At 64.9% G+C, this 19138-nt stretch carries 18 protein-coding genes; 8 read left to right on the top strand and 10 right to left on the bottom strand.

The window, feature by feature from the left end:
• Positions 1-142: 142 nt before the first annotated feature.
• Positions 143-442 (bottom strand): hypothetical protein, encoded by a 300-nt coding sequence (locus ACZK33_RS17625; protein ID WP_125895567.1) that lies wholly within the window; start codon positions 440-442, stop codon positions 143-145.
• Between the two features lie 21 nt (positions 443-463).
• Between ACZK33_RS17625 and ACZK33_RS17620 the strand changes: the two genes are divergently transcribed.
• Positions 464-1144 carry a histone gene (locus ACZK33_RS17620; protein WP_182266552.1) on the top strand — a complete coding sequence of 227 codons (681 nt, stop codon included), beginning with the start codon at positions 464-466 and terminating at the stop codon, positions 1142-1144.
• A gap of 119 nt (positions 1145-1263) precedes the next feature.
• Here the strand turns inward: ACZK33_RS17620 and ACZK33_RS17615 are convergent, their stop codons facing one another.
• Entirely contained in the window at positions 1264-2157 is an 894-nt protein-coding gene (locus tag ACZK33_RS17615) for a LysR family transcriptional regulator (protein ID WP_423174803.1), read from the bottom strand.
• Positions 2158-2271: 114 nt separating this feature from the next.
• Between ACZK33_RS17615 and ACZK33_RS17610 the strand changes: the two genes are divergently transcribed.
• Positions 2272-3030, top strand: coding sequence for an SDR family NAD(P)-dependent oxidoreductase (locus ACZK33_RS17610; protein ID WP_423174802.1), 759 nt, complete (start codon positions 2272-2274; stop codon positions 3028-3030).
• A 107-nt stretch (positions 3031-3137) separates the two neighbouring features.
• Here the strand turns inward: ACZK33_RS17610 and ACZK33_RS17605 are convergent, their stop codons facing one another.
• The gene (locus ACZK33_RS17605) at positions 3138-4538 is read right to left on the bottom strand and encodes a serine hydrolase domain-containing protein (RefSeq protein WP_423174801.1); all 1401 of its coding nucleotides are present in this window, start codon (positions 4536-4538) and stop codon (positions 3138-3140) included.
• Between the two features lie 285 nt (positions 4539-4823).
• Between ACZK33_RS17605 and ACZK33_RS17600 the strand changes: the two genes are divergently transcribed.
• Together ACZK33_RS17600 and ACZK33_RS17595 are read left to right on the top strand one after the other, a co-directional pair.
• Positions 4824-6152, top strand: a complete 1329-nt coding sequence (locus ACZK33_RS17600) for an NTP/NDP exchange transporter (RefSeq protein ID WP_423174800.1) — start codon at positions 4824-4826, stop codon at positions 6150-6152.
• A gap of 78 nt (positions 6153-6230) precedes the next feature.
• Positions 6231-6578: a DUF1304 domain-containing protein gene (locus tag ACZK33_RS17595; RefSeq protein WP_423174799.1), complete on the top strand. Its 348-nt coding sequence runs from the start codon at positions 6231-6233 to the stop codon at positions 6576-6578.
• Between the two features lie 29 nt (positions 6579-6607).
• Here the strand turns inward: ACZK33_RS17595 and ACZK33_RS17590 are convergent, their stop codons facing one another.
• From ACZK33_RS17590 to ACZK33_RS17575, 4 genes are all read right to left on the bottom strand, one after another.
• Positions 6608-7012, bottom strand: coding sequence for a hypothetical protein (locus tag ACZK33_RS17590; protein ID WP_478453652.1), 405 nt, complete (start codon positions 7010-7012; stop codon positions 6608-6610).
• Positions 7013-7018: 6 nt separating this feature from the next.
• Positions 7019-7498 (bottom strand): hotdog fold domain-containing protein, encoded by a 480-nt coding sequence (locus tag ACZK33_RS17585; RefSeq protein ID WP_032130063.1) that lies wholly within the window; start codon positions 7496-7498, stop codon positions 7019-7021.
• A 75-nt stretch (positions 7499-7573) separates the two neighbouring features.
• A complete protein-coding gene (locus ACZK33_RS17580) occupies positions 7574-10051 on the bottom strand; it encodes an acyl-CoA dehydrogenase (RefSeq protein WP_032130064.1) in 2478 nt (825 codons plus the stop codon).
• On the bottom strand, positions 10048-10965 hold the full coding sequence (locus ACZK33_RS17575; RefSeq protein ID WP_032130065.1) for an alpha/beta fold hydrolase: 918 nt from the start codon (positions 10963-10965) through the stop codon (positions 10048-10050). The genes ACZK33_RS17580 and ACZK33_RS17575 overlap by 4 nt, the downstream gene beginning before the upstream one ends.
• Before the next feature lie 141 nt (positions 10966-11106).
• Between ACZK33_RS17575 and ACZK33_RS17570 the strand changes: the two genes are divergently transcribed.
• On the top strand, positions 11107-11709 hold the full coding sequence (locus ACZK33_RS17570) for a TetR/AcrR family transcriptional regulator (protein WP_006464233.1): 603 nt from the start codon (positions 11107-11109) through the stop codon (positions 11707-11709).
• Between the two features lie 137 nt (positions 11710-11846).
• Here the strand turns inward: ACZK33_RS17570 and ACZK33_RS17565 are convergent, their stop codons facing one another.
• From ACZK33_RS17565 to hslO, 3 genes are all read right to left on the bottom strand, one after another.
• Complete coding sequence (locus ACZK33_RS17565) at positions 11847-14600, bottom strand: TonB-dependent receptor plug domain-containing protein (protein WP_329893286.1); 2754 nt, start codon at positions 14598-14600, stop codon at positions 11847-11849.
• Between the two features lie 382 nt (positions 14601-14982).
• On the bottom strand, positions 14983-15831 hold the full coding sequence (locus ACZK33_RS17560; protein WP_049420960.1) for an XOO1806 family protein: 849 nt from the start codon (positions 15829-15831) through the stop codon (positions 14983-14985).
• A gap of 116 nt (positions 15832-15947) precedes the next feature.
• The gene (gene hslO, locus ACZK33_RS17555) at positions 15948-16841 is read right to left on the bottom strand and encodes an Hsp33 family molecular chaperone HslO (protein ID WP_032130068.1); all 894 of its coding nucleotides are present in this window, start codon (positions 16839-16841) and stop codon (positions 15948-15950) included.
• Between the two features lie 77 nt (positions 16842-16918).
• Between hslO and mtgA the strand changes: the two genes are divergently transcribed.
• From mtgA to ACZK33_RS17540, 3 genes are read left to right on the top strand one after another with little or no spacing between them, the layout of a single operon-like run.
• The gene (mtgA, locus tag ACZK33_RS17550; RefSeq protein WP_032130069.1) at positions 16919-17668 is read left to right on the top strand and encodes a monofunctional biosynthetic peptidoglycan transglycosylase; all 750 of its coding nucleotides are present in this window, start codon (positions 16919-16921) and stop codon (positions 17666-17668) included.
• 57 nt (positions 17669-17725) lie between these two features.
• A complete protein-coding gene (locus tag ACZK33_RS17545) occupies positions 17726-18745 on the top strand; it encodes a glycosyltransferase family 2 protein (protein ID WP_032130071.1) in 1020 nt (339 codons plus the stop codon).
• Positions 18705-19136 (top strand): CBS domain-containing protein, encoded by a 432-nt coding sequence (locus ACZK33_RS17540; RefSeq protein WP_019336409.1) that lies wholly within the window; start codon positions 18705-18707, stop codon positions 19134-19136. The genes ACZK33_RS17545 and ACZK33_RS17540 overlap by 41 nt, the downstream gene beginning before the upstream one ends.
• The last annotated feature ends 2 nt before the right edge of the window (positions 19137-19138 follow it).

The raw sequence follows: 19138 nt of genomic DNA, 5'->3' as shown, positions 1-19138 counted from the left end.
CGCAAATCCGCGTTTCCGCCCCGCGCCGAAGCGATCGAATGTGAAAACTTTTCGCCCCCCGTTGCGGCCCCGTTGTGCTGGCGTTGGCGACGGTGCGGGTGACCATCGGCGATGCACGTGCGCTGTTGTCCGGAACATGTGCCTATCTGCGCAGAGTGCTTATTTCAAGTGTTTTTTGTTCAGAGAGCGCATCGACTTCGTCGTATGCGGCGCGCGTGCGCGCCGCTTCAATGGTCGTTGCAGGGCGCGCACGGCGGTGGCGAGGGCGGCGTCCGGGATGGCGCGGATGTGAAAATTTTTCGCGGGGGTTGTTGACAGTAAAAAAAACCGTGATTAGGTTTCGCCTCAGCAGACCTTGCCTGCCCAACCGAGTGCGCAGAATCAATCGTCCGATGCGAAGCAGCCCCTTCAAGACCACCGCGACCCTGATGACGGTGGACATGGCCCCGCTTCCCCCGGAGAAATGCAAGGCAACTCCCGTTCCGATGTCCGCTCCGCCGATCGAGGCGGGCATTGCCGCATCCGTAACGGCGCGCCTGACGCGCCGGCGGTCCCCGCACGCAGCATCCGCGGGTTTGATCCACCTGGGCGTTTCAACTCCCTATCACTGACGAGGAGCCATCCCATGGCAACCAAGAAAGCTGCGAAGAAGAAGCCCGCCGCCAAGAAAGCGGTGAAGAAGGTCGCGAAGAAGGCCGCTGCCAAGAAGGCAGTGAAGAAGGTCGCGAAGAAGGCGACCGCCAAGAAGGCAGTGAAGAAGGCTGCGAAGAAGGTCGCCAAGAAGACCACTGCGAAGAAGGCAGTGAAGAAGGCGGCGAAGAAGGTAGCCAAGAAGTCCACTGCCAAGAAGGCCGTCAAGAAGACCGCGAAGAAGGCCGTCAAGAAGGTAGCCAAGAAGGCCACCAAGAAGACTGCCAAGAAGGCAACGGCCCGCAAGCCGGCCAAGAAGGTCGCGAAGAAGGCAACTGCCAAGAAGGCCGTCAAGAAGACTGCCAAGAAGGCAGTAAAGAAGACCGCGAAGAAGGCGACCAAGAAGGCTGCCCCGAAGAAGGCAGCGAAGAAGGTTGCCAAGCGCAAGCCGGCCGCCCGCAAGAAGAAGGCTGCTCCGGTCGCTCTGCCGGCAACCCCGGCGCCGCTGATCTAAGTACTTCCCGATAGCCGCATCCTGAAACCCCCTTCCCTGACTGCCCAGCGGGGAGGGGGTTTTTTTATGGGCCGTCTGCAGGGTCGAGCCGTGCTCGACTGCTTTTCTGACGGTCGACGCTAGCGGTGCGGCGCCGGTGGAAAGCGCTCCACCAGGAAGTCCAGGAAGCTGCGCAGGCGGGTCGAGTGGTAGCGATCGTGGGCGTAGACCACGTGCATCGGCCGACCGGTCTGGCCGAACTCAGGGAACAGCTGCACCAGGCGTCCGGTATCGATGTCGGCAGCCAGCAGCAGTGCCGACTGCAGCACGATGCCCAGCCCGTGCAGCGCTGCCGTGCGCAGCGCTTCGCCGTTGTTGATCTGCAGCCGGCCGCCGGGCACACGCTTGAGTTCGCCAGCATCGGCCTGCAGCCACTGTGCGAGTGCGCTCGGTTCGAAGGACAGGCACTGATGCACGGCGAGGTCCTGCAGGCTGCGAGGCGTGCCATGCCTGGCCAGGTACGCCGGCGATGCGCACATCATCAAGCGATACGGTGCCAGCGCACGCGCCACCAGCATGCTGCTGTCGGCCAGCGTGCCGATGCGCAGCGCCGCTTCGAAACCCTCCTCGGCGAGGTCGACCACGCGGTCGCTCAGCGTGACTTCGACCCGGACATCCGGATGGCGCGCCATGTATTCGGCCAGTGCCGGTACCAGTGCGTGCGTGCCGAAGATCACCGGCGCACTGATGCGCAACGTGCCCGCCGGTGCCAGCTGCTGGTGCTGCGCCTGTGCGTCCGTTTCTTCCACCAGCCGCAGGATCTCCCGGCAGCGGGTGTAGTAGTCCTCGCCGAAGGGCGTCATGTGCTGGCGCCGGGTGGTACGGCTCAACAGCTGCATCCCCAGCCGTGCTTCCAGCGCACGCAGGTGCTTGCCGGCCATCGTCGCCGAGATATCCATCGCCGCCGCCGCAGCGCTGAGGCTGCCCTTGTCCACGATCAGCACGTAGACCTGCATGCTCTCCAGCAGATTCATCTGACACCCCGGGTGTTGAATGCTGAAACCTGCGCGGAGTTTATCAATCAGGGGTGATCAAACAGCATGTACTGCACGGGCCGGATGTACCGGCTGGCGGATTGGGAGAACATCATGGATCTGGGGCTTGAAGGGCGTACCGCGCTGATCACCGGGGCGGGCAGTGGCATCGGTGCCGGTGTGGCCAGGCTGCTGGCGGCACAGGGAGTACGCATTGCGATCAGTGCACGGCGTGCCGAGCCGCTGCATGCACTGGCGGCGGAGATCGAATCTGCAGGCGCGCCGACACCGATCGTCCTGCTGGGCGACCTCACCGATGCGGAGCAGGTACGCCACATTGCGGATGCAGCCTCGGCGGCACTGACGCGTGTCGACATCCTCGTCAATGCGGCTGGAGGAGGCCGGCCGACCACGGTGGATGCGGGGGACGATGTCTGGGAGGAAGCCATGACCTTGAACTTCTCTTCGGCACGACGCCTGACCCAGGCACTGCTGCCGGCGATGCAGGCGCAGGGCTGGGGGCGGGTGATCAACCTCAGCGGTTCAATGGAACCGCGCGCGGTGAATGCTGCCACGGCGGCGAAGGCGGCGTTGCATCTGTGGAGCAAAGGGCTGTCGTCGGCGCTGGCCTCACAGGGCATCACGGTCAATGCAATCGCGCCGGGACGCATCAACAGTGCTCAGATCCGGGACCGCCTGCATCCAACCGAGGAAAGCCGGCGTGAGTTCATCGAACGCAACATTCCGATCGGGCGTTTTGGTGATCCGGAGGAGGTGGCGCCGCTGGTGGCCTTTCTGGCCTCGCCCTTGGCCGGCTACATCACCGGCGCGGTGATTCCGGTGGATGGCGGCATGCACTACTTCGCGCATTAGCCTTCCGTTTGTAGAGTCGAGCGGTGCTCGACTGCTTTGCTCTACAACTGCCAACAAAAAGGGCGACCCGCAGGCCGCCCTTCGCACACACGGTGAAGCCCGCCAACTCAGCGCGGCGAGGCCACCGCACGGTTGCTCGAAGCACCCTTGCCCTTGCGCTTGTCCTGCTGCGCCGGACTTGCGCCTTCGGCCATCAGGTTGTCGCTGCCGAAGTCGGTGTCCACGTCCAGCCAGCGCTGCGTCGGCAGGCCGAGCGCGGAATCGAGCACCGTCGGCAGCAGGCCGCTGGGCAGGCCGCTTTCGCCGTTCCACATGATGGCGATGCCGAGATCGCGTTCCGGCACCAGCGCGACCAGGCCGCGATAGCCCTGCACGGCACCGGCATGGAACACCACATCGTGGCCGGCGTAGTCGAAGGTGCGCCAGCCCAGTGCGTAGCCGGCCGAATGCAGGCGCTCGCGGCGCCAGCCCGAACGCATTTCGCCCGGGGTGTTGATCAGGCTCGAATGCAGAGTGGCCAGCAGCGGTGCCGGCAGCACGTCCGGGCGATGGCCGGTGTGTGCCAGCAGCCACTGCGCCATGTCGCTGGCGCTGGCGTTGACGCCGGCGGCCGGGGCGACGCGGTAGTAGGTCGGCTTCGGTGTCAGCGACACCCAGCCATTGCGGCTGCGCACGTGCGGACGCGCCCAGCGCGAGCTGGCCTGGATGCCGGCCAGGCCGAGGCTGGCATCGTTCATGCCCAGCGGCTTGAAGATGCGGCGCTCGACCGACTGCTCGTAGAAGCTGCCGGAGGCCGCATAGACGACGTCGCCGATCAGGCTGAAGGCTACGTTCTGGTAGGCGTAGCAGTCGCCCGGCAGGCACTTCAGGCTGGTGTTGGCCAGTTTCTGGGTCAGCGCGTAGTACTCGGCATTGCCTTCGATGTCGCGGTCGTAGGCGTTGTACGGCAGGCCGACGCGATGGCTGAGCACGTCGGCCACGGTCAGGCGGTCAGTGGCTTCCGGCGAGTTCAAACGGAAGCCCGGCACATAGTCGGTGACCTTGCTGTCCCAGCGCAGCGTGCCGTCGTTGACCAGCAGGCCAGCCATGGTGCCGGCGAAGGCCTTGGACAACGAGGCCAGCCGGAACACGGTGTGCGCATCGACCGGCAGCGGATTGTTGACGTCGGTGACGCCATAGCCGCGCGCGCTGAGGATACGGCCGCCCTGCACGATCGCCACCGCCATGCCCGGCACGCGCTCGCCATAGGTGAGCTGCTGCGCCATCGATTCGATGTTGGCGACGTTGAAGCCAGCCGCCGGCGCCTGCACCTGCGGCACCAGGCCGGTGCGGTAGGCCGCCGGCTGGGTGTGGGCGACGCTGGGAGCCGCAGCGGATTCGATGTTGGTCGGCATCGGCGGCAACGCCGGCGGTGTCTGCGCGGTGGTGGACAAGGCAACGGGCATCAACATGCCCAGCAAACCGGTGGCCGCCGAACGGATCGGACGACGCAGGCTGTTCTTTTTCATCGTGGAGACCCGTGCGCGACTGCTGATGGCGATTCTAGCGCCGCTTTTCCCTTGTGCACAAACAAAGCGAAGATGAATGCGCATCTCGTTGAAAAAGTTGGAATTTTGACGCCCCGAAAGCATGTGTCGGAACGTGTCGTCCGGGCGGGGCCGTGACACTGCGTTGCGGCCTTCTGCGAGGCTGCTGCTGGCGATGATGCAGTGCATTGGCTAACGTACGCGCTTCACCGCCCCGGAGCCTGCCATGCCGCTGTCCAACCGCCGTCTTCTGGCGAGGGACACCGCGTGAGCGCGGTGAAGGGCAAGGGGCCGTTGCGTGGGCTGACGGCGGCACTGCGTGAGTCGCCGGCGCTGTGGTGGTCGTTCCTGTACTTCTTCTGCCTGCTCAGCGGCTACTACGTGCTGCGCCCGGTGCGTGAGGCGATGGCTGCCTCGGCCGATCTGGAGACCGTGTTTCCGCCGATGCTGATCGCCTGGTTCGCCAGCCACGGCATCGCGCTGAAGGATTTCGTCCTGCAGTTCCTGTTCTCCTGCGTGTTCGTGATCATGCTGGTGCTGCAGCCGGTGTATGGCTGGCTGGTCAGCCGCTTCCCACGGCGGGTGTTCCTGCCGGCGGTGTATGGGTTCTTCATCGTCACCTTGCTGGGTTTCTACGTACTGTTCGACAGCAACGTGCCGGGGCGCGGCATGGCCTTCTTCCTCTGGGTGATGGTGTTCAACCTGTTCGCGGTGGCGGTGTTCTGGAGCTTCATGGCCGACGTGTTCTCCAACGCGCAGGCGCGGGCGTATTACGGCTACATCGGCGCGGCTGGCACCATCGGCGCGTTCCTGGGCCCGCTCATCACCAGCGCGCTGGCACAGCGTGTGGGCATCGCCAACCTGATGCTGGTGTCTGCGGGTTTCCTGATTGTCTGCTTGTTATGCATCTGGCGGTTGCGGCACTGGGCGGTGCTGCGCGAACGCGAGCAGCAGCTGGTCTCGGGCGAGAAGCCGATGGGCGGCAGCGTGCTTGACGGCCTGAAGCTGATCGCACGCGAGCCGCTGCTGCGCTGGCTGGCGGTGCTGGTGGTGTTCGGCGTGGGCGTGGGCACCCTGTTGTACAACCAGCAGGCCAGCATCGTGCGCGCGGCCTTCAACGACCCGGCTGCCAGCACCGCGTTCTTCTCGCGCATCGACCTGGCGGTGAACGCGCTGACGCTTCTGTTGCAGTTGAGTCTGACTCGCTGGCTGTTGTCGCGCCACGGCATAGCCCCGGCCCTGCTGATTCCCGCGTTCGCCATCCTGATCGGCTTCTCGGTGCTGGCCGCATCGCCGCTGCCGATGATGGTGGCGGTGGTGCAGGTGCTGACCCGCGCCAGTGAATTCTCGCTCTTCAAGCCGGCACGCGAAACCATCTACACCCGGGTGGACCGCCAATGGCGCTACAAGGCCGGTGCGGCCATCGACACGGTGGTCTACCGTGGTGCCGACCTGAGCTTCACCTGGGTGCACAAGGGCTTGTCGTTGTTTGGTTCACACGTGGTGTTCATCGGCGGCGTGGTGGTTGCCGCGTGCATGACCGCCGCCGCATTCGGTGTGCTGCGCGAAGAAAAGAAGCTGCCGCGCGACCGCTGAGCCGCGCGGGGTCGGCTCCCTCTCCCACGGAGAGGGCTCTGACCCCATCACCCCATCCATCTATCCAAGGAACCGCCCATGTACTGGATCGCACTCGCCCTGACCCTGCTGGTCGCCCTGCTGCACGTCTATTTTCTGTTGCTGGAAATGTTCCTGTGGACCCGCCCGCTGGGCCTGAAGACCTTCCGCAACACGCCAGAGAAGGCAGAGACCACGCGCGTGCTGGCGGCCAACCAGGGCCTGTACAACGGCTTCCTGGCGGCGGGCATCGTGGTGGGGCTGGTGATCGATCAGCCGGTGCTGGTGACGTTCTCGCTGGCCTGCGTGGTGGTGGCCGGGTGCTATGGCGCGTACAGCGTGAGCCGGCGCATTTTCATGATCCAGGCCGTACCGGCCATTCTGGCGCTGGTGTCGCGAGCGCTCTGACGTGGGCGCGTGCTGGCAGGCGCCGCCGCTCAGCGGCTGATGGCGCGCATGAAGCCCAGCCACATTGGCACGGCATGCAGCGCCGCACCCAGCACGAACAGGCCCGTCAGCAGGTGTACGCGCCAGTCGTTGATGCGCAGGAAGACGAGTTGTTCAAGCGCGCGGCCCACCCAGAACACCGCCATGAAACCCAGCAGGACCAACCCCAGACGAGTGCCGACCAGGTCCGGGGCAAAGATCAGCGCGATCAGCCCCATTCCCAGGAACGCATAGATCACGCGCAGATTGAGGATCTGCATGATCGCGCGGTTGACCGTGCCGAGCTGGGCGAGCTCGCGTTTCCAGCCGAACAGCCGCCAGAACGCCAGATGGAAGGCGGCAAACCCCAGGCTGTGAATGCCTGCCAGGCGCACAAGCAGTTCAGCGGTCGTCATGGTTGATCAGCCTGTGCGCGGAGGGCGCGGCGATACCCACATTGCGATGGTCGCATGGAACACCTCGGTCCCTGCCGCATCGGTCACGCTGACCTTCACAGGCAGGTCGTAGCCGTCCGCAGCACTGACGATGGACAACATTGGCGTCGCCACGGCCTTCAACGTGCCCAAGGCCTTGGCCTGGTATTTCACTTCCATGCCCTTGGGGATCCAGCGCATGTCTGGCGGCAGGCTGGCGTCCACCATCACCCCGCCGACCAGCTCGGCCAGATTGCACATCGCGATCGCATGTACCGTGCCGATGTGGTTGTTGATGCGGCGGTGCTGGCGGATCACGCCTTCGCAGCGGCCTGGCTCCAGTGCGGTGATGGTGGGCGCGATGCTGGCGAAGTAGGGCGCCTTGAAGCACACCGCGCGTGAGAACAGCCAGTTGCCGGCAGGCCAGCGCTGCAGGCGGTGGTAAAGCGAGAGCAGGGGCGTGGACATGGTTGACGTTCCGGTCGGCGGATAAAGCGACGGCGGGCCAAGGCCCGCCGTCGAGGCAACGCGTGTCGCGGGCGATCAGGCCGCCTGCGAATGCGGGTCCTTGTGCTGGCGGTCGTAGTAGCTGGCCGCGCGCAGTTCGTGGGTGTCGAAGTCGTCCACGGTGATGGTGTCCAGGGTCAGCGTACGCAGTTCTTCCAGCAGGCTGCGCTCGTCCTGGGTGATCACGCCTTCGGCCACGGCCTCGTCCAGCTGGCTCTTGAAGTCCAGCGCTTCGATGCCCTTGCTCTTCAGCGCCTTCAGGAACTTGCGCTCCACCGGCTCGGCCATGATCGCCTTGCTCAGGTAGCTGTTGATACGGCCGCCCGGGTTGTTCTCGCACGGGGTCAGGAACACGCCGCTGGCCAGACGGTCGCGGGCTTCGTTCGGCGCCATCAGCAGAGCGGCAACACGGCGGCTCAGGCGGTCGCCGGGGGCCTCGGCACGACGGCCCAGCGGGAAGATCAACGCCCACATCAGCCAACCGATCGGACGGATCGGGAAGTTGCGCAGCGCGGCCGACAGCGATTCTTCGATCTTGTGCACGCTGTCATGGAAGGCCCAGGCCAGCAGCGGCTGGTCGGCCTGCGGTGCGCCTTCGTCGTGGTAGCGCTTGAGCATGGCGCTGGTCATGTAGACGTGGCTCAGCACATCGCCCAGGCGGCCGGACAGCGATTCCTTGAACTTCAGCTTGCCGCCGAGGGTCATCATCGAGATGTCGGCCATCAGCGCCAGGTTGGCCGAGTAACGGTCCAGTTTGCGGAAGTAGCGGCGGGTGTAGGCGTCACCCGGGGCAGCACCGAAGCGTGCACCGGTCAGGCCGAACCAGAACGAACGCACGGCATTGGAGAGGCCATAGCGGATGTGGCCGAACAGGCTGCGATCGAACTCCTGCAGGCCGGCACGGGTGTCCGGATCCTGCGCGGCCTTCATTTCCTTCAGCACCCACGGGTGGCAGAGGATCGCACCCTGGCCGAAGATCAGCAGGCTGCGGGTCATGATGTTGGCGCCTTCCACGGTGATCGCGATCGGCGCGGCCTGCCAGCTGCGGCCGGCGAAGTTGCGCGGCCCCAGGATGATGCCCTTGCCGCCGATCACGTCCATCATGTCCGAGATCACTTCGCGGCTCATGTTGGTGCAGTGGTACTTGGCGATCGCCGACGGCACCGACGGCACGTCACCACGGTCAACCGCCGCGGCGGTGGCCTGCGACAGCGCGCTGATCTTGTACGCCTTGCCGCCGATGCGGGCCAGCGCTTCTTCCACGCCTTCGAAGCGGCCGACCGACAGGCCGAACTGCTTGCGGATGCGCGCATAGGCGCCGGTCACCGCGGCACCGGCCTTGGCACCACCACTGGCGGTGGACGGCAGGGTGATCGAGCGGCCCACGGCCAGGCACTCGTTGAGCATGTTCCAGCCCTTGCCGGCCATGGCAGCGCCACCGATCAGCTGGGTCAGCGGGATGAACACGTCCTTGCCGCGGATCGGACCGTTCTGGAACGTCGAGTTCAGCGGGAAGTGGCGGCGGCCGATTTCAACGCCGGCGGTGTCGCGCGGCAGCAGGCCCAGGGTGATGCCGATGTCGCGGGTATCGCCGATCAGGCCATCCGGATCGTACATGCGGAAGGCCAGGCCGATCAGCGAGGCAACCGGGGCCAGGGTGATGTAGCGCTTGTCGAAGGTCAGCTTGACGCCGAGCACCTGCTCGCCGTTCCACTCGCCCTTGCAGACGATGCCGTAGTCCGGAATGGAGGTGGCGTCGGAGCCGGCGAACGGACCGGTCAGGCCGAAGCACGGCACTTCGCGGCCATCGGCCAGGCGCGGCAGGTACTGGTCCTTCTGTTCCTGGGTGCCGTAATGCACCAGCAGTTCACCCGGGCCCAGCGAGTTGGGCACGCCGACGGTGGAGCTGACCACCGAAGACACCGACGCCAGCTTCTGGATCACCTTGTGGTGGGCCAGCGCGGAGAAGCCCAGGCCGCCGTACTCCTTCGGGATGATCATGCCGAAGAACTTGTTCTTCTTGATGAAGGCCCACAGTTCCGGCGGCAGGTCGGCGTGGACGTGGGTGATTTCCCAGTCGTTGACCATGGTGCACAGCTCTTCCACCGGGCCATCGAGAAAGGCCTGTTCTTCGGCGGTCAGCTGCGGCTTGGGATAGTTGAGCAGGATGTTCCAGTCCGGATCACCGGTGAACAGTTCACCCTCGAAACCGACCGAGCCGGTTTCCAGCGCGATGCGCTCGGTCTGCGACAGTGGCGGCAACACCTTGCGGAACACCTTCATCATCGGGCCGGTCAGCAGCGGCTTGCGGATGAACGGCAGCAGCAGCGGCACGGCGATGACGGCCAATACAGCGGCTGCGACGATCGTGGCGGTCTGGTTGACGTAGGGAATGAACCAGCAGGCGGCCAGCAGGGCCACGCTGATCAGCGTCCAGGTAACCAGCCGCATGCGGTGGTAGGCGACGAACGCGCCTGCCAGCAGCAGGGCGAGGAAGGGAAGAACGATGCTCATGAGCGTGCTCCGGTGACGTGCTCGTTTGTGGCGGACGAAGCCGCAGCGTCTGCTGCGGGCAACACGTCCAGATAGTCCAACACAGTAGCGGTAAAGGCGTCGTTGTCATCGCCGGCGACCATGTGCGTGGCCTGCGGCAGCTGTACATGGCGCGCGTGCGGCGCCAACGCCAGGAATTCGGCCACGGTCTGCGGCGTGACCAGGTCGCTGCGACCGCCGCTGACCAGCAGCAGCGGGCACTTCACCTGGCGCGCGGCTTCGGCCAGTGCGTCCTGGTGCTGTTCGCTGTCGCGGGCCAGTTCGGCCACCAGGCGCGGATCCCAGTGCCAGCGCCAGCGGCCGTGACCGTCTTCGCGCAGCAGCGCGCGCAGCGACTGCTCGGATTTGCGCGGACGGTGCGGCATGTAGGCCGAGATCACGTCGGCGGCCTGGCTCAGCGAGGCGAAGCCGTCGGGATGGGCGGTCATGAAGGCGAGGATGCGCTCGACACCGGCGGTATCCCAGCGCGGGGTGATGTCGACCAGCACCATCGCCGAGAACAGGCCCGGCCAGCGCGACTCGGCCAGCAGGCCGAACAGGCCCCCCATCGAGGCCGCAACCAGCACCGGCGGGCGCGGCTGTTCACCGGCCAGCACGATCAGGTCATCGGCGAACTGTTCGCCGTGATAGGGCAGGTCGGCGGCATTCCAGTCCGAATCGCCGTGACCACGTGCGTCATAAGCCAGCGTCTGCAGGCCGGCTGCAGACAGGGCACGCGCGGTGGCATTCCAGGCGTGACGGGTCTGGCCGAAACCGTGCGCGAACAGTACCCGGCCACGACGACCGTGGTCGCTGGCAGTGGCGGCGAGGCGGGCACCATGGGCCGCCTCCAGGTGCAGGTCATGGAACGCAGCGGGAGTAGGGGACGTAACCATACTTGCTAGTATGGATCGCTTGTGAGGGAAGTCAATACTGCATCGTATGGTGCGGTGCGGCAGCCCTGCAGGAGAGCCCTTTGACGGTTTCGCCCGCAACGGCGTACTGCAACGAACCCCGGCGTATGGTTAAATCAGCCCATGAATCAACCTGACGCTTCCGCCGGCGAACCGCGCGCCGGCCGCAACAGCCGCCTGAGTGCCGAAGACTGGGCCCAGGCGGCCCTCGACCTGATTGCTGAACAAGGCGTAGGCGCCGTTGCGGTGGAACCGCTGGCGCGGCGCCTCGGCGTGACCAAGGGCAGTTTCTATTGGCATTTCCCCTCGCGTGACGCCTTGCTGCAGGCCGCGCTGGAACGCTGGGAACTGTTCGAACAGGAACAGGTGTTCGGCAGCCTGGAAGACGTACCGGACCCGCGCGTGCGCCTGCGCCAGCTGTTCCAGATGGTGGCGCATGAAGTGCAGCCGCACATCATCTACAGCGAGCTGCTGAAGGCACTGGACCATCCGATGGTGCGTCCGGTGATCGACCGCGTGTCGCAGCGCCGCCTCGACTATCTGATCGCCTCGTTCCGCCAGGCTGGGCTCAGCTCGACCGATGCGCGCCACCGCGCACGCCTGGCCTACGCCGCCTATGTCGGCTTCCTGCAGCTGTCGCTGCAGCTGCAGCAGCCCAAGCAGGCGCGCGAGGATTTCGAGGCCTATGTCGAGCATCTCATCGAGACGCTGATTCCGAACGGTTGAGCGTTGTTGCTGCGTTGAATGCAGAAAGGCCGCGGCAATGCCGCGGCCTTTTCCGTTGGTGCTGCCGCAATCTGGCAGGCACAAAAAACAACGGCCCCTTGCGGGGCCGTTGCTGCATCAGCTGATCAGTGGATCGATCAGAACTTCTGCTTGTACTGCATGTACATGTAGCGGCCCGGCAGGTCGTACTGCGGGTCGAACATGTTGTACGAGGTGTAGTACGAAACCGGCGGGCTCTTGTCCCACGCGTTGTTCAGGCCGACCATGATGGTGCCCTTCCACGGCGTGTTGTAGCGGAACTGGATGTCGTGGTAGGTCGTGGCACCAATGTGGTTCGTTCCCTTCGCGCCATCAGAGCAGTATGCGAAGGTTTCCGGTTCCTTGACTGGATCAAACGGGCACGGTTCGGTCATGCCGGACTTGTAACGAATGCCGTAGTTGACCCCGAAGTCCCCGTAGGACCAGTCCACATACAGATTGGAACGGATGCGCCAGTACGGATCCTGGTCGAGATAGCGTCCCTGGCGACCCTCGATCGGAGCATCCTGAGTCGACTTGGTATCCCACTTGGACAGGTAGGTGCCGTCCAGAGTGATGGTGAACTGGCCGATCGAAGTTTCCGGCAACTTATACAGGATGCCCAGATCCCAACCTTCCACCTTGTACGACGCCAGGTTCTGCAGCGGCATGTTGACGTTGGTGATGGTGTAACGCTGGTTGGTGCTGCCGTAGTTCGGGTCACGCGTGATCAGGCCGCAGTTGGCTGCCTGCTCCTGCGCGGTGCCGCCATAGCAACGATCCATGATGTCCTGGATGGCCGGACGGGTGATGGCGTCCTCGATCTTGATCTGCCACCAGTCCAGGGTCACGTTCAGACCCTGCACGAAGCTCGGGCTCCACACCAGGCCCAGCGTCTTGCTGGTCGAGGTTTCCGGCTTCAGGTTCGGGTTGGCCTGCCAGGTGAACGGCTCAGGAGTCTGCTTCGCACCACTACCAGCGCCCGGCTGAACGAAGCCGATCGGCACGCCCTCTGCCGCACATTGTGCCGCGATAGCGCCGGTACGGCGACCAGACGTTGAGGAGCACGGATCGATGTAGCTCTCGAACGAGTCAGCATCACCGCGATACAGGTTGTTGATGCTCGGGGCGCGGAAGCCTTCCGAGTAGTTACCACGCACCATCAGGTCGTCGATCGGCTTCCAGCGGAAACCGAACTTGTTGTTGGTGGTGTTGCCGAAGTTGCTGTACTTCGAGTAGCGGGTTGCCGCGCTGAAGTCGAGCAGCTTGGCGCCCGGCAGGTCAGCCAGCACCGGGATCGACAGTTCCAGGAAGAACTCGTCCAGGTCATAGCTACCCTTGGTGGGGGATGCTCCGTTGCCGGTGCTCAGGCCAGAGGCGATGAAGGCGTCCGGATCGAACTGACCGGTTTCCTTGCGATATTCGTAACCAGCTGCGAAGCCCAATGCACCCGCCGGCAGCTGCACGATTTCGCCGGAGATGTTGGCGTAATAACCCTTGGACACCAGGCTGGCGGAGTCATGCGCGGTGAACGAGGTGTAATCCAGTGCCTCCTGCGAGATCGAACCCATCCCACCCAGCGGATTGATCGGGGCGCAGCCCGGAATGATTGCGCCAGCGGAGTTGAGGCACACAGCCTTGCCATCGCGGATCGCCGAGGGACCATATGCCTCGGCCAGACGCTGCTTGTTGAACAGGCCGTAGGTCAGATCGTTCTGGTCGGTCTTGTCGTAGCGGTAGCCGACATCCCAGTCGAAATTGCGGTCGGCGAATTCGAAGAAGCCCTCGAAACCACCGTAGAAGTGCCAGTTCTTGACGTTCTGGTTGAACGAACGTCCACCGGTTTCGTTGAAGCGGCGCGCGACGCCAGTCAGATCAACGCCGTACGGATTGTACATGCTGCCCGCGCTGAGGCGCTGGCCGGTGACCGGCATGGCAGCCAGCAGCTGTTCGGACTTGCGTTCGTTGTACATCGCCTCGGTGCGGAAGGTGATGTTGTCGGTAACGTTGTAAGAACCCACCGCGAACAGCGAGGTGCGCTCGTTGGGGGTCAGCAGGTAGTTGTCCGGCGCGGTGTTGTAGCCGTGAACATTGGGATCGAACGGCGTTTCAACGCCGTTGAGGATGATGTAACGCTCGTCGTTACGCAGATACGAACCCGGAATACCGGTGCTGCTCTGGCCGCTGAAGAACGGCGGGCCACCGGCGGAGATCTTGCGATCGCCGGCCATCACGGCCTTTTCGTTGACGTAGGAGACGCCCAGCACCAGCGAAGCGCGGTCAGTGGTGGTGCCCAGAGTGAAGTCGGCCGCTTCGCGGTCGCCGTCACCGGCGCTGTACTGGCCCTTGTAGAAGTTGGCTTCCGCGCCATCGAAGTTCTGCTTGGTGATGATGTTCACCACGCCGGCGATCGCGTCCGAACCGTAGATGGTCGATGCGCCGTCCTTCAGGATGTCGATGCGCTCGATCATCGCGGTCGGGATGGTGTTCAGGTCGACGCTGCCATCCAGGCCGGTGGTCCAGCGGCGGCCATTGACCAGCACCAGAGTGCGCTCGGAACCCAGGTTGCGCAGGCTGACGCCGGCAGAACCGTCACCGCCGTTGTTGTAGGTACGGTTCAGGGCGGCACCGTTGGCGGCAACGCGCTGCAGGATGTCGGCGACCGAAGTCACGCCCTGCTTTTCGATGTCGGCGCGGGTCAGGCTCAGGACCGGCTGCGAGGTTTCGATGTCGGTGCTCTTGATGCGCGAACCGGTGACCGAGATGCGGTCAAGGTTGGTCGCTTCCTGGGCCTGGGCGGTGGCAGTGGACGCCACACCGGCAACGAGCGCGATCAGAACGGCATCGCGCAGCTTGTTGGACTGGAAATTCATTGGCTCTCTCTCTCCAAGAAATCTTGGCTGGGTTAATGCCCGGCGGGGGAGCGAAAAGCGCTCCCAAATCGCGAGGCTGAGCCGATAGTAGCGGGCGTTCGCCAAGAATTAAAGCTGCGTTAATCAAGTCTATGATTTTGGTAAAAATGAAAATTGATGCACGAAATCAAGGGGTTGAATCGCAGGTGACATCACTCTGTCTCGTTTGTTAGCGCAAAGTGATGAAAAAAGTTTCCGTTGATGTGTATCGCAGTGTGTCGACGTGAATTGCGCGGTATCCAATTCGTCGAAAAGCGCTCTGCGTGTATCACGAACGCGCATACGCAACGGGCGCCTTTCGGCGCCCGGGAGAAGTCACTGCAGGAAGACCCAGGAGGTGGGGTCAGAGATCCTGTTCGTAACGCACGTACGGCACGGTGCCGTCGTCATTGCTTTCATTGCGCGGGGAGAACGGATTCTTGCCGCGGCTGATCACGTTCTCGGCGCCAACGGTAAGTTGGCCAGACCACGGGGTACGCCAGGTCAGGCCGATGCCCAGGCCCTCCCACTTGCCGGGCTTGCCCGGCACGTCGATCACGCGGCCGATGATGCTGCCGGTGAAGTTGCCGTAGCCGGCGCCGATGCTCAGGCTCTTGCTGTCCCAGCGGTCGACGATGGACGGTGCGGCATCGGCCAGCGGTACCAGGCGGGCCTTGGCGTAGGTACCGGCGATCGAGACAAAACCCTCGCGGCCGATGTTCTTCTGCGCGAATACGGTCAGATCGTTCTGCTCGGCACGCAGCGAGGGTGTCTTGTTCGGGCCGGACAGCCACGCCGGAAGTGTTTCACGACCGGTGCCGGCGGTGATGCCGAGACGGCTGCTGCCGCGGTTCAGCGCGGCGGTACCGGTGAAGCGGCGGCTGTTGAGGTCGTCGTCGTCACCCAGGCTGGCCAGCATGCAGTGACTGGCCAGGCCGCTCATGCTGGTCCCGCTGCTGCTGTTGCAGAGCAGGCCCAGCGAATCGCCGGAGGACAGGCCGAAGGCTGCATCCAGCGAGTTGCGGCCGAAGTGCCAGCGGGCGCCGGCGGCCTGTTCACCGGTGGGCTCCAGGTACAGCAGGGCCTCGACCTTGCCGCTGCCCTTGTTCCATACCGGCAGCACGGTCCGGGTGTCCTTGCTCTGCGCGTGCACGCCCGTGATCGCGCCAAGGGCGATCAGCAGGGCCAGCGGTAGACGCAGGAAGGTACGCATCGGACCAGTTCAGACAGGGACGGACAACGGAAGTTCCCGCGGAGACGGGAACTTGATCCTAGGGTGTTTATGAATTCTTAACAAGCCTTGATCCCCCCAGATGCAAGACAAGCTGTTTACTGAAGCCGTTCAGGCGCCGGTACAGTCCCCTCGGCACCGTGGAACAGTATGCCGAACTCCGTCAAAGGAAAGTGATACTCCCGCCCGCAGAATTCGCAACGGACCTCGACGGCGCCGGTGTCCGCGGCTGCGGCACGGGCCTCGTCCTCGCCGAGCGACTGCAGCATCGACGCGACCCGCTCGCGGGAACAGGAGCAGGCGAAGGACAGCGGCTTGCCGCCCATCAGTTCCGGCTTCTCTTCGTGGAACAGGCGGTGCAGCAGCTGCTCGGCCGGGGTGGCCAGCAGCTCGGCTTTGCCCAGGGTCTCGAACAGGGCGCTGGCACGCGCCCAGCCGTCCTCGTCACCCTCGTCGCCCGGCAGCTTCTGCAGCAGCAGGCCGGCGGCGCCGTTGCGGTCGGCGGCCAGCAGCAGGCGGGTCGGCAGCTGTTCGGACTGGCGGAAGTAGTCCTCGAAGGCCTCGTCCAGCTCCGGTGCGGTCAGCGCGACCAGGCTCTGGTAGCGCTGCGGCTCGCGCGGGTCCAGGCCCGGATTCTCGATGGTGATCGCGAGCAGGGCGTCATCACCCAGGCTGGACAGGTCGCGCGGCGCATCGGCGCCGTCGCTGAGCTGGGCGATGCCGCGCAGGGTACCGGCGGCGGTGCACTCGGCAAACAGGGTGCGCAGCGCGGTGCTGCTGCGCAGCTGGATCGAGAGGCGGCCATCGATCTTGGTGTGGCCGGTGAACAGCGCCGAGGCCACGCAGGCCTCGCCGAGCAGTTCGGCGGCGGTATCCGGGTACTCGGCGTGGGACAGGATCTCCTGCCAGGTCGCCTGCAGGCGCACGTGGACGCCACGGACGCCAGCGTCGGGAAGCAGGAAGCGGATCAGGGAATCGGGGTTGGCGGTCATCGGCTCACATCGCGCGTAAACGAGGGCGGTTGCCGGATAATGCGCCGACAACCGGATAGAAGAAGGATGCACCAGTAATGGGGGCAGGGGGAGAGCAGCACAAGGTGGAGGCCATCGCGGAAGTCCCGCGCCGCAGGCGCTGGCGCTGGAAACGGCTGCTCTGGCTGCCGCTGCTGCTGGCCGCTTTCAGCTGCCTGCAGGTACTGGTGCTGCGGTTCATCGACCCGCCGGTATCCACGGTCATGCTGTGGCGCTATGGCGAGGCATTGGGGGAGGCCGACTGGTCCTATCGCCTGCATTACCAGTGGCGCGACCTGGACCAGATGGCAGCGAGCCTGCCGATCTCGCTGGTGGCCGCGGAGGACCAGCGCTTCCCCGACCACAATGGCTTCGACCTGCAGGCCATCGAGAAGGCCCGCGACCACAACGCCAAGGGCGGACGCCTGCGGGGGGCCAGCACGATCAGCCAGCAGGTCGCCAAGAATCTGTTCCTCTGGCAGGGCCGCAGCTGGATCCGCAAAGGCTTGGAAGTCTGGTACACGGTGCTGATCGAAGCACTGTGGCCGAAGGAACGGATCCTGGAGATGTACGCCAACATCGCCGAGTTCGGCGACGGCGTCTATGGCGCGCAGGCGGCGGCGCAGACGTTCTGGGGCAAGGATGCGTCCCGGTTGAGTCCGGCCGAGAGTGCACGGCTGGCGGCGGTGTTGCCGGCACCGCGGCGCTACAACGCGGCAAAGCCAGGGCCGTACGTGCAGCGGCGCGCGGCATGGATCCAGCGCCAGGCACGGCAGCTGGGCGGCGCGGCGTACCTGTCGGAAGACTGAGGACACCTGTCATCGGGGCGGCAGGCCGTGCACCTGCAGGCGACGTACAATCCGGGCATGAACCGCGAACGCCTTACTGTCGTCATCGCCGCCTACAACGAGGAGCAGGCGCTGCCGTGCCTGCATCCCCGCCTGTGTGCGGTGTTGGACGGAATGCCCGACATCGATGGCCACATCCTGTATGTGGACGATGGCAGCCACGACGGTACCTGGCAGGTGATCGCAGGATTGGCGCAGGACGACGCGCGCGTATCGGCGTTGAAGCTGTCGCGCAATTTCGGCAAGGAGGCCGCGCTGACTGCCGGCCTGGATCTGGTGCGCGACGGCGCGGCGATGATCCTGGATGCCGATGGCCAGGACCCGCCGGAACTGGTGCCGCAGTTCGTTGCGCGCTGGCGCGAGGGCCATGACAACGTCTATGGCACGCGCATGGCCCGCGATGGCGAAGCCTGGATCAAGCGCGCCACGGCGGCGGCGTTCTATCGGGTGATCGGTCGCCTGTCACGCACGCCGATCCCTGCCGACACCGGTGATTTCCGTCTGTTGTCGCCACGCGCGCTGAGTGCGCTGCGCGAGATGCGTGAACGCCATCGCTTCATGAAGGGCCTTTTCAGCTGGGTCGGATTCAAGCGTATTGCTGTGCCCTACCACCGTCACGCGCGGGTGGCCGGCTCCAGCAAGTTCAGCCTGTGGCGGCTGTGGAACTTCGCGCTGGAGGGCATCACCGGGTTCTCGACCGTTCCCCTGCGGGCGGCGACCTACATGGGCCTGGCAACGGCGGCGGTGGCCTTCGTATTCGGCGTGTGGGTGATTGCCAAGGCGGCCCTGTACGGTGACCGCGTGGCGGGTTGGCCGACGATGATGGCGGTGATCCTGTTCCTGGGCGGGGTGCAGTTGATCGCGCTGGGCCTGATCGGCGAGTACCTGGGACGGCTGTACGAGGAATCCAAGCAGCGCCCGTTGTACCTGGTTGACGCGTGGCTAGCATCCGCCGTGGCAGACTCGGCCCTGCAACCCACCCTCGGAGGGCAGGCAGATGACCACGGTACGGCAACTGTTGGACGGCAAGTCTCCTGAAGTGCATGCGGTCGCGCCGGATGCGGCGGTGATCGATGCGATCCGGTTGATGGCGGAAAAGGGCATTGGCGCGGTGCTGGTGATGGACGGTCCGCGGCTGGTCGGGATCCTTTCGGAGCGCGATTACGCGCGCAAGATCGTGCTGCGTGATCGTTCGTCGCGGGATACGGCGGTGGCCGAGATCATGACGGCGAAGGTGGTGACGGTCTCGCCAGGCGAGCAGGTGGAGCACTGCCTGCAGCTGGTGACCGACTACCGCATCCGCCACCTGCCGGTGGTGGAGGGAGCACAGGTGCTGGGGGTGATTTCCATCGGCGACCTGGTGAAGTCGGTGATCGATGCGCAGCGGCGCGAGCTGGATCAGCTGCAGCAGTACATCGTGGCAGGGTGAGT

This window comes from Stenotrophomonas sp. 86156_Sma, from assembly GCF_056481625.1.
This window is presented reverse-complemented; position numbering and strand designations above follow the sequence as displayed.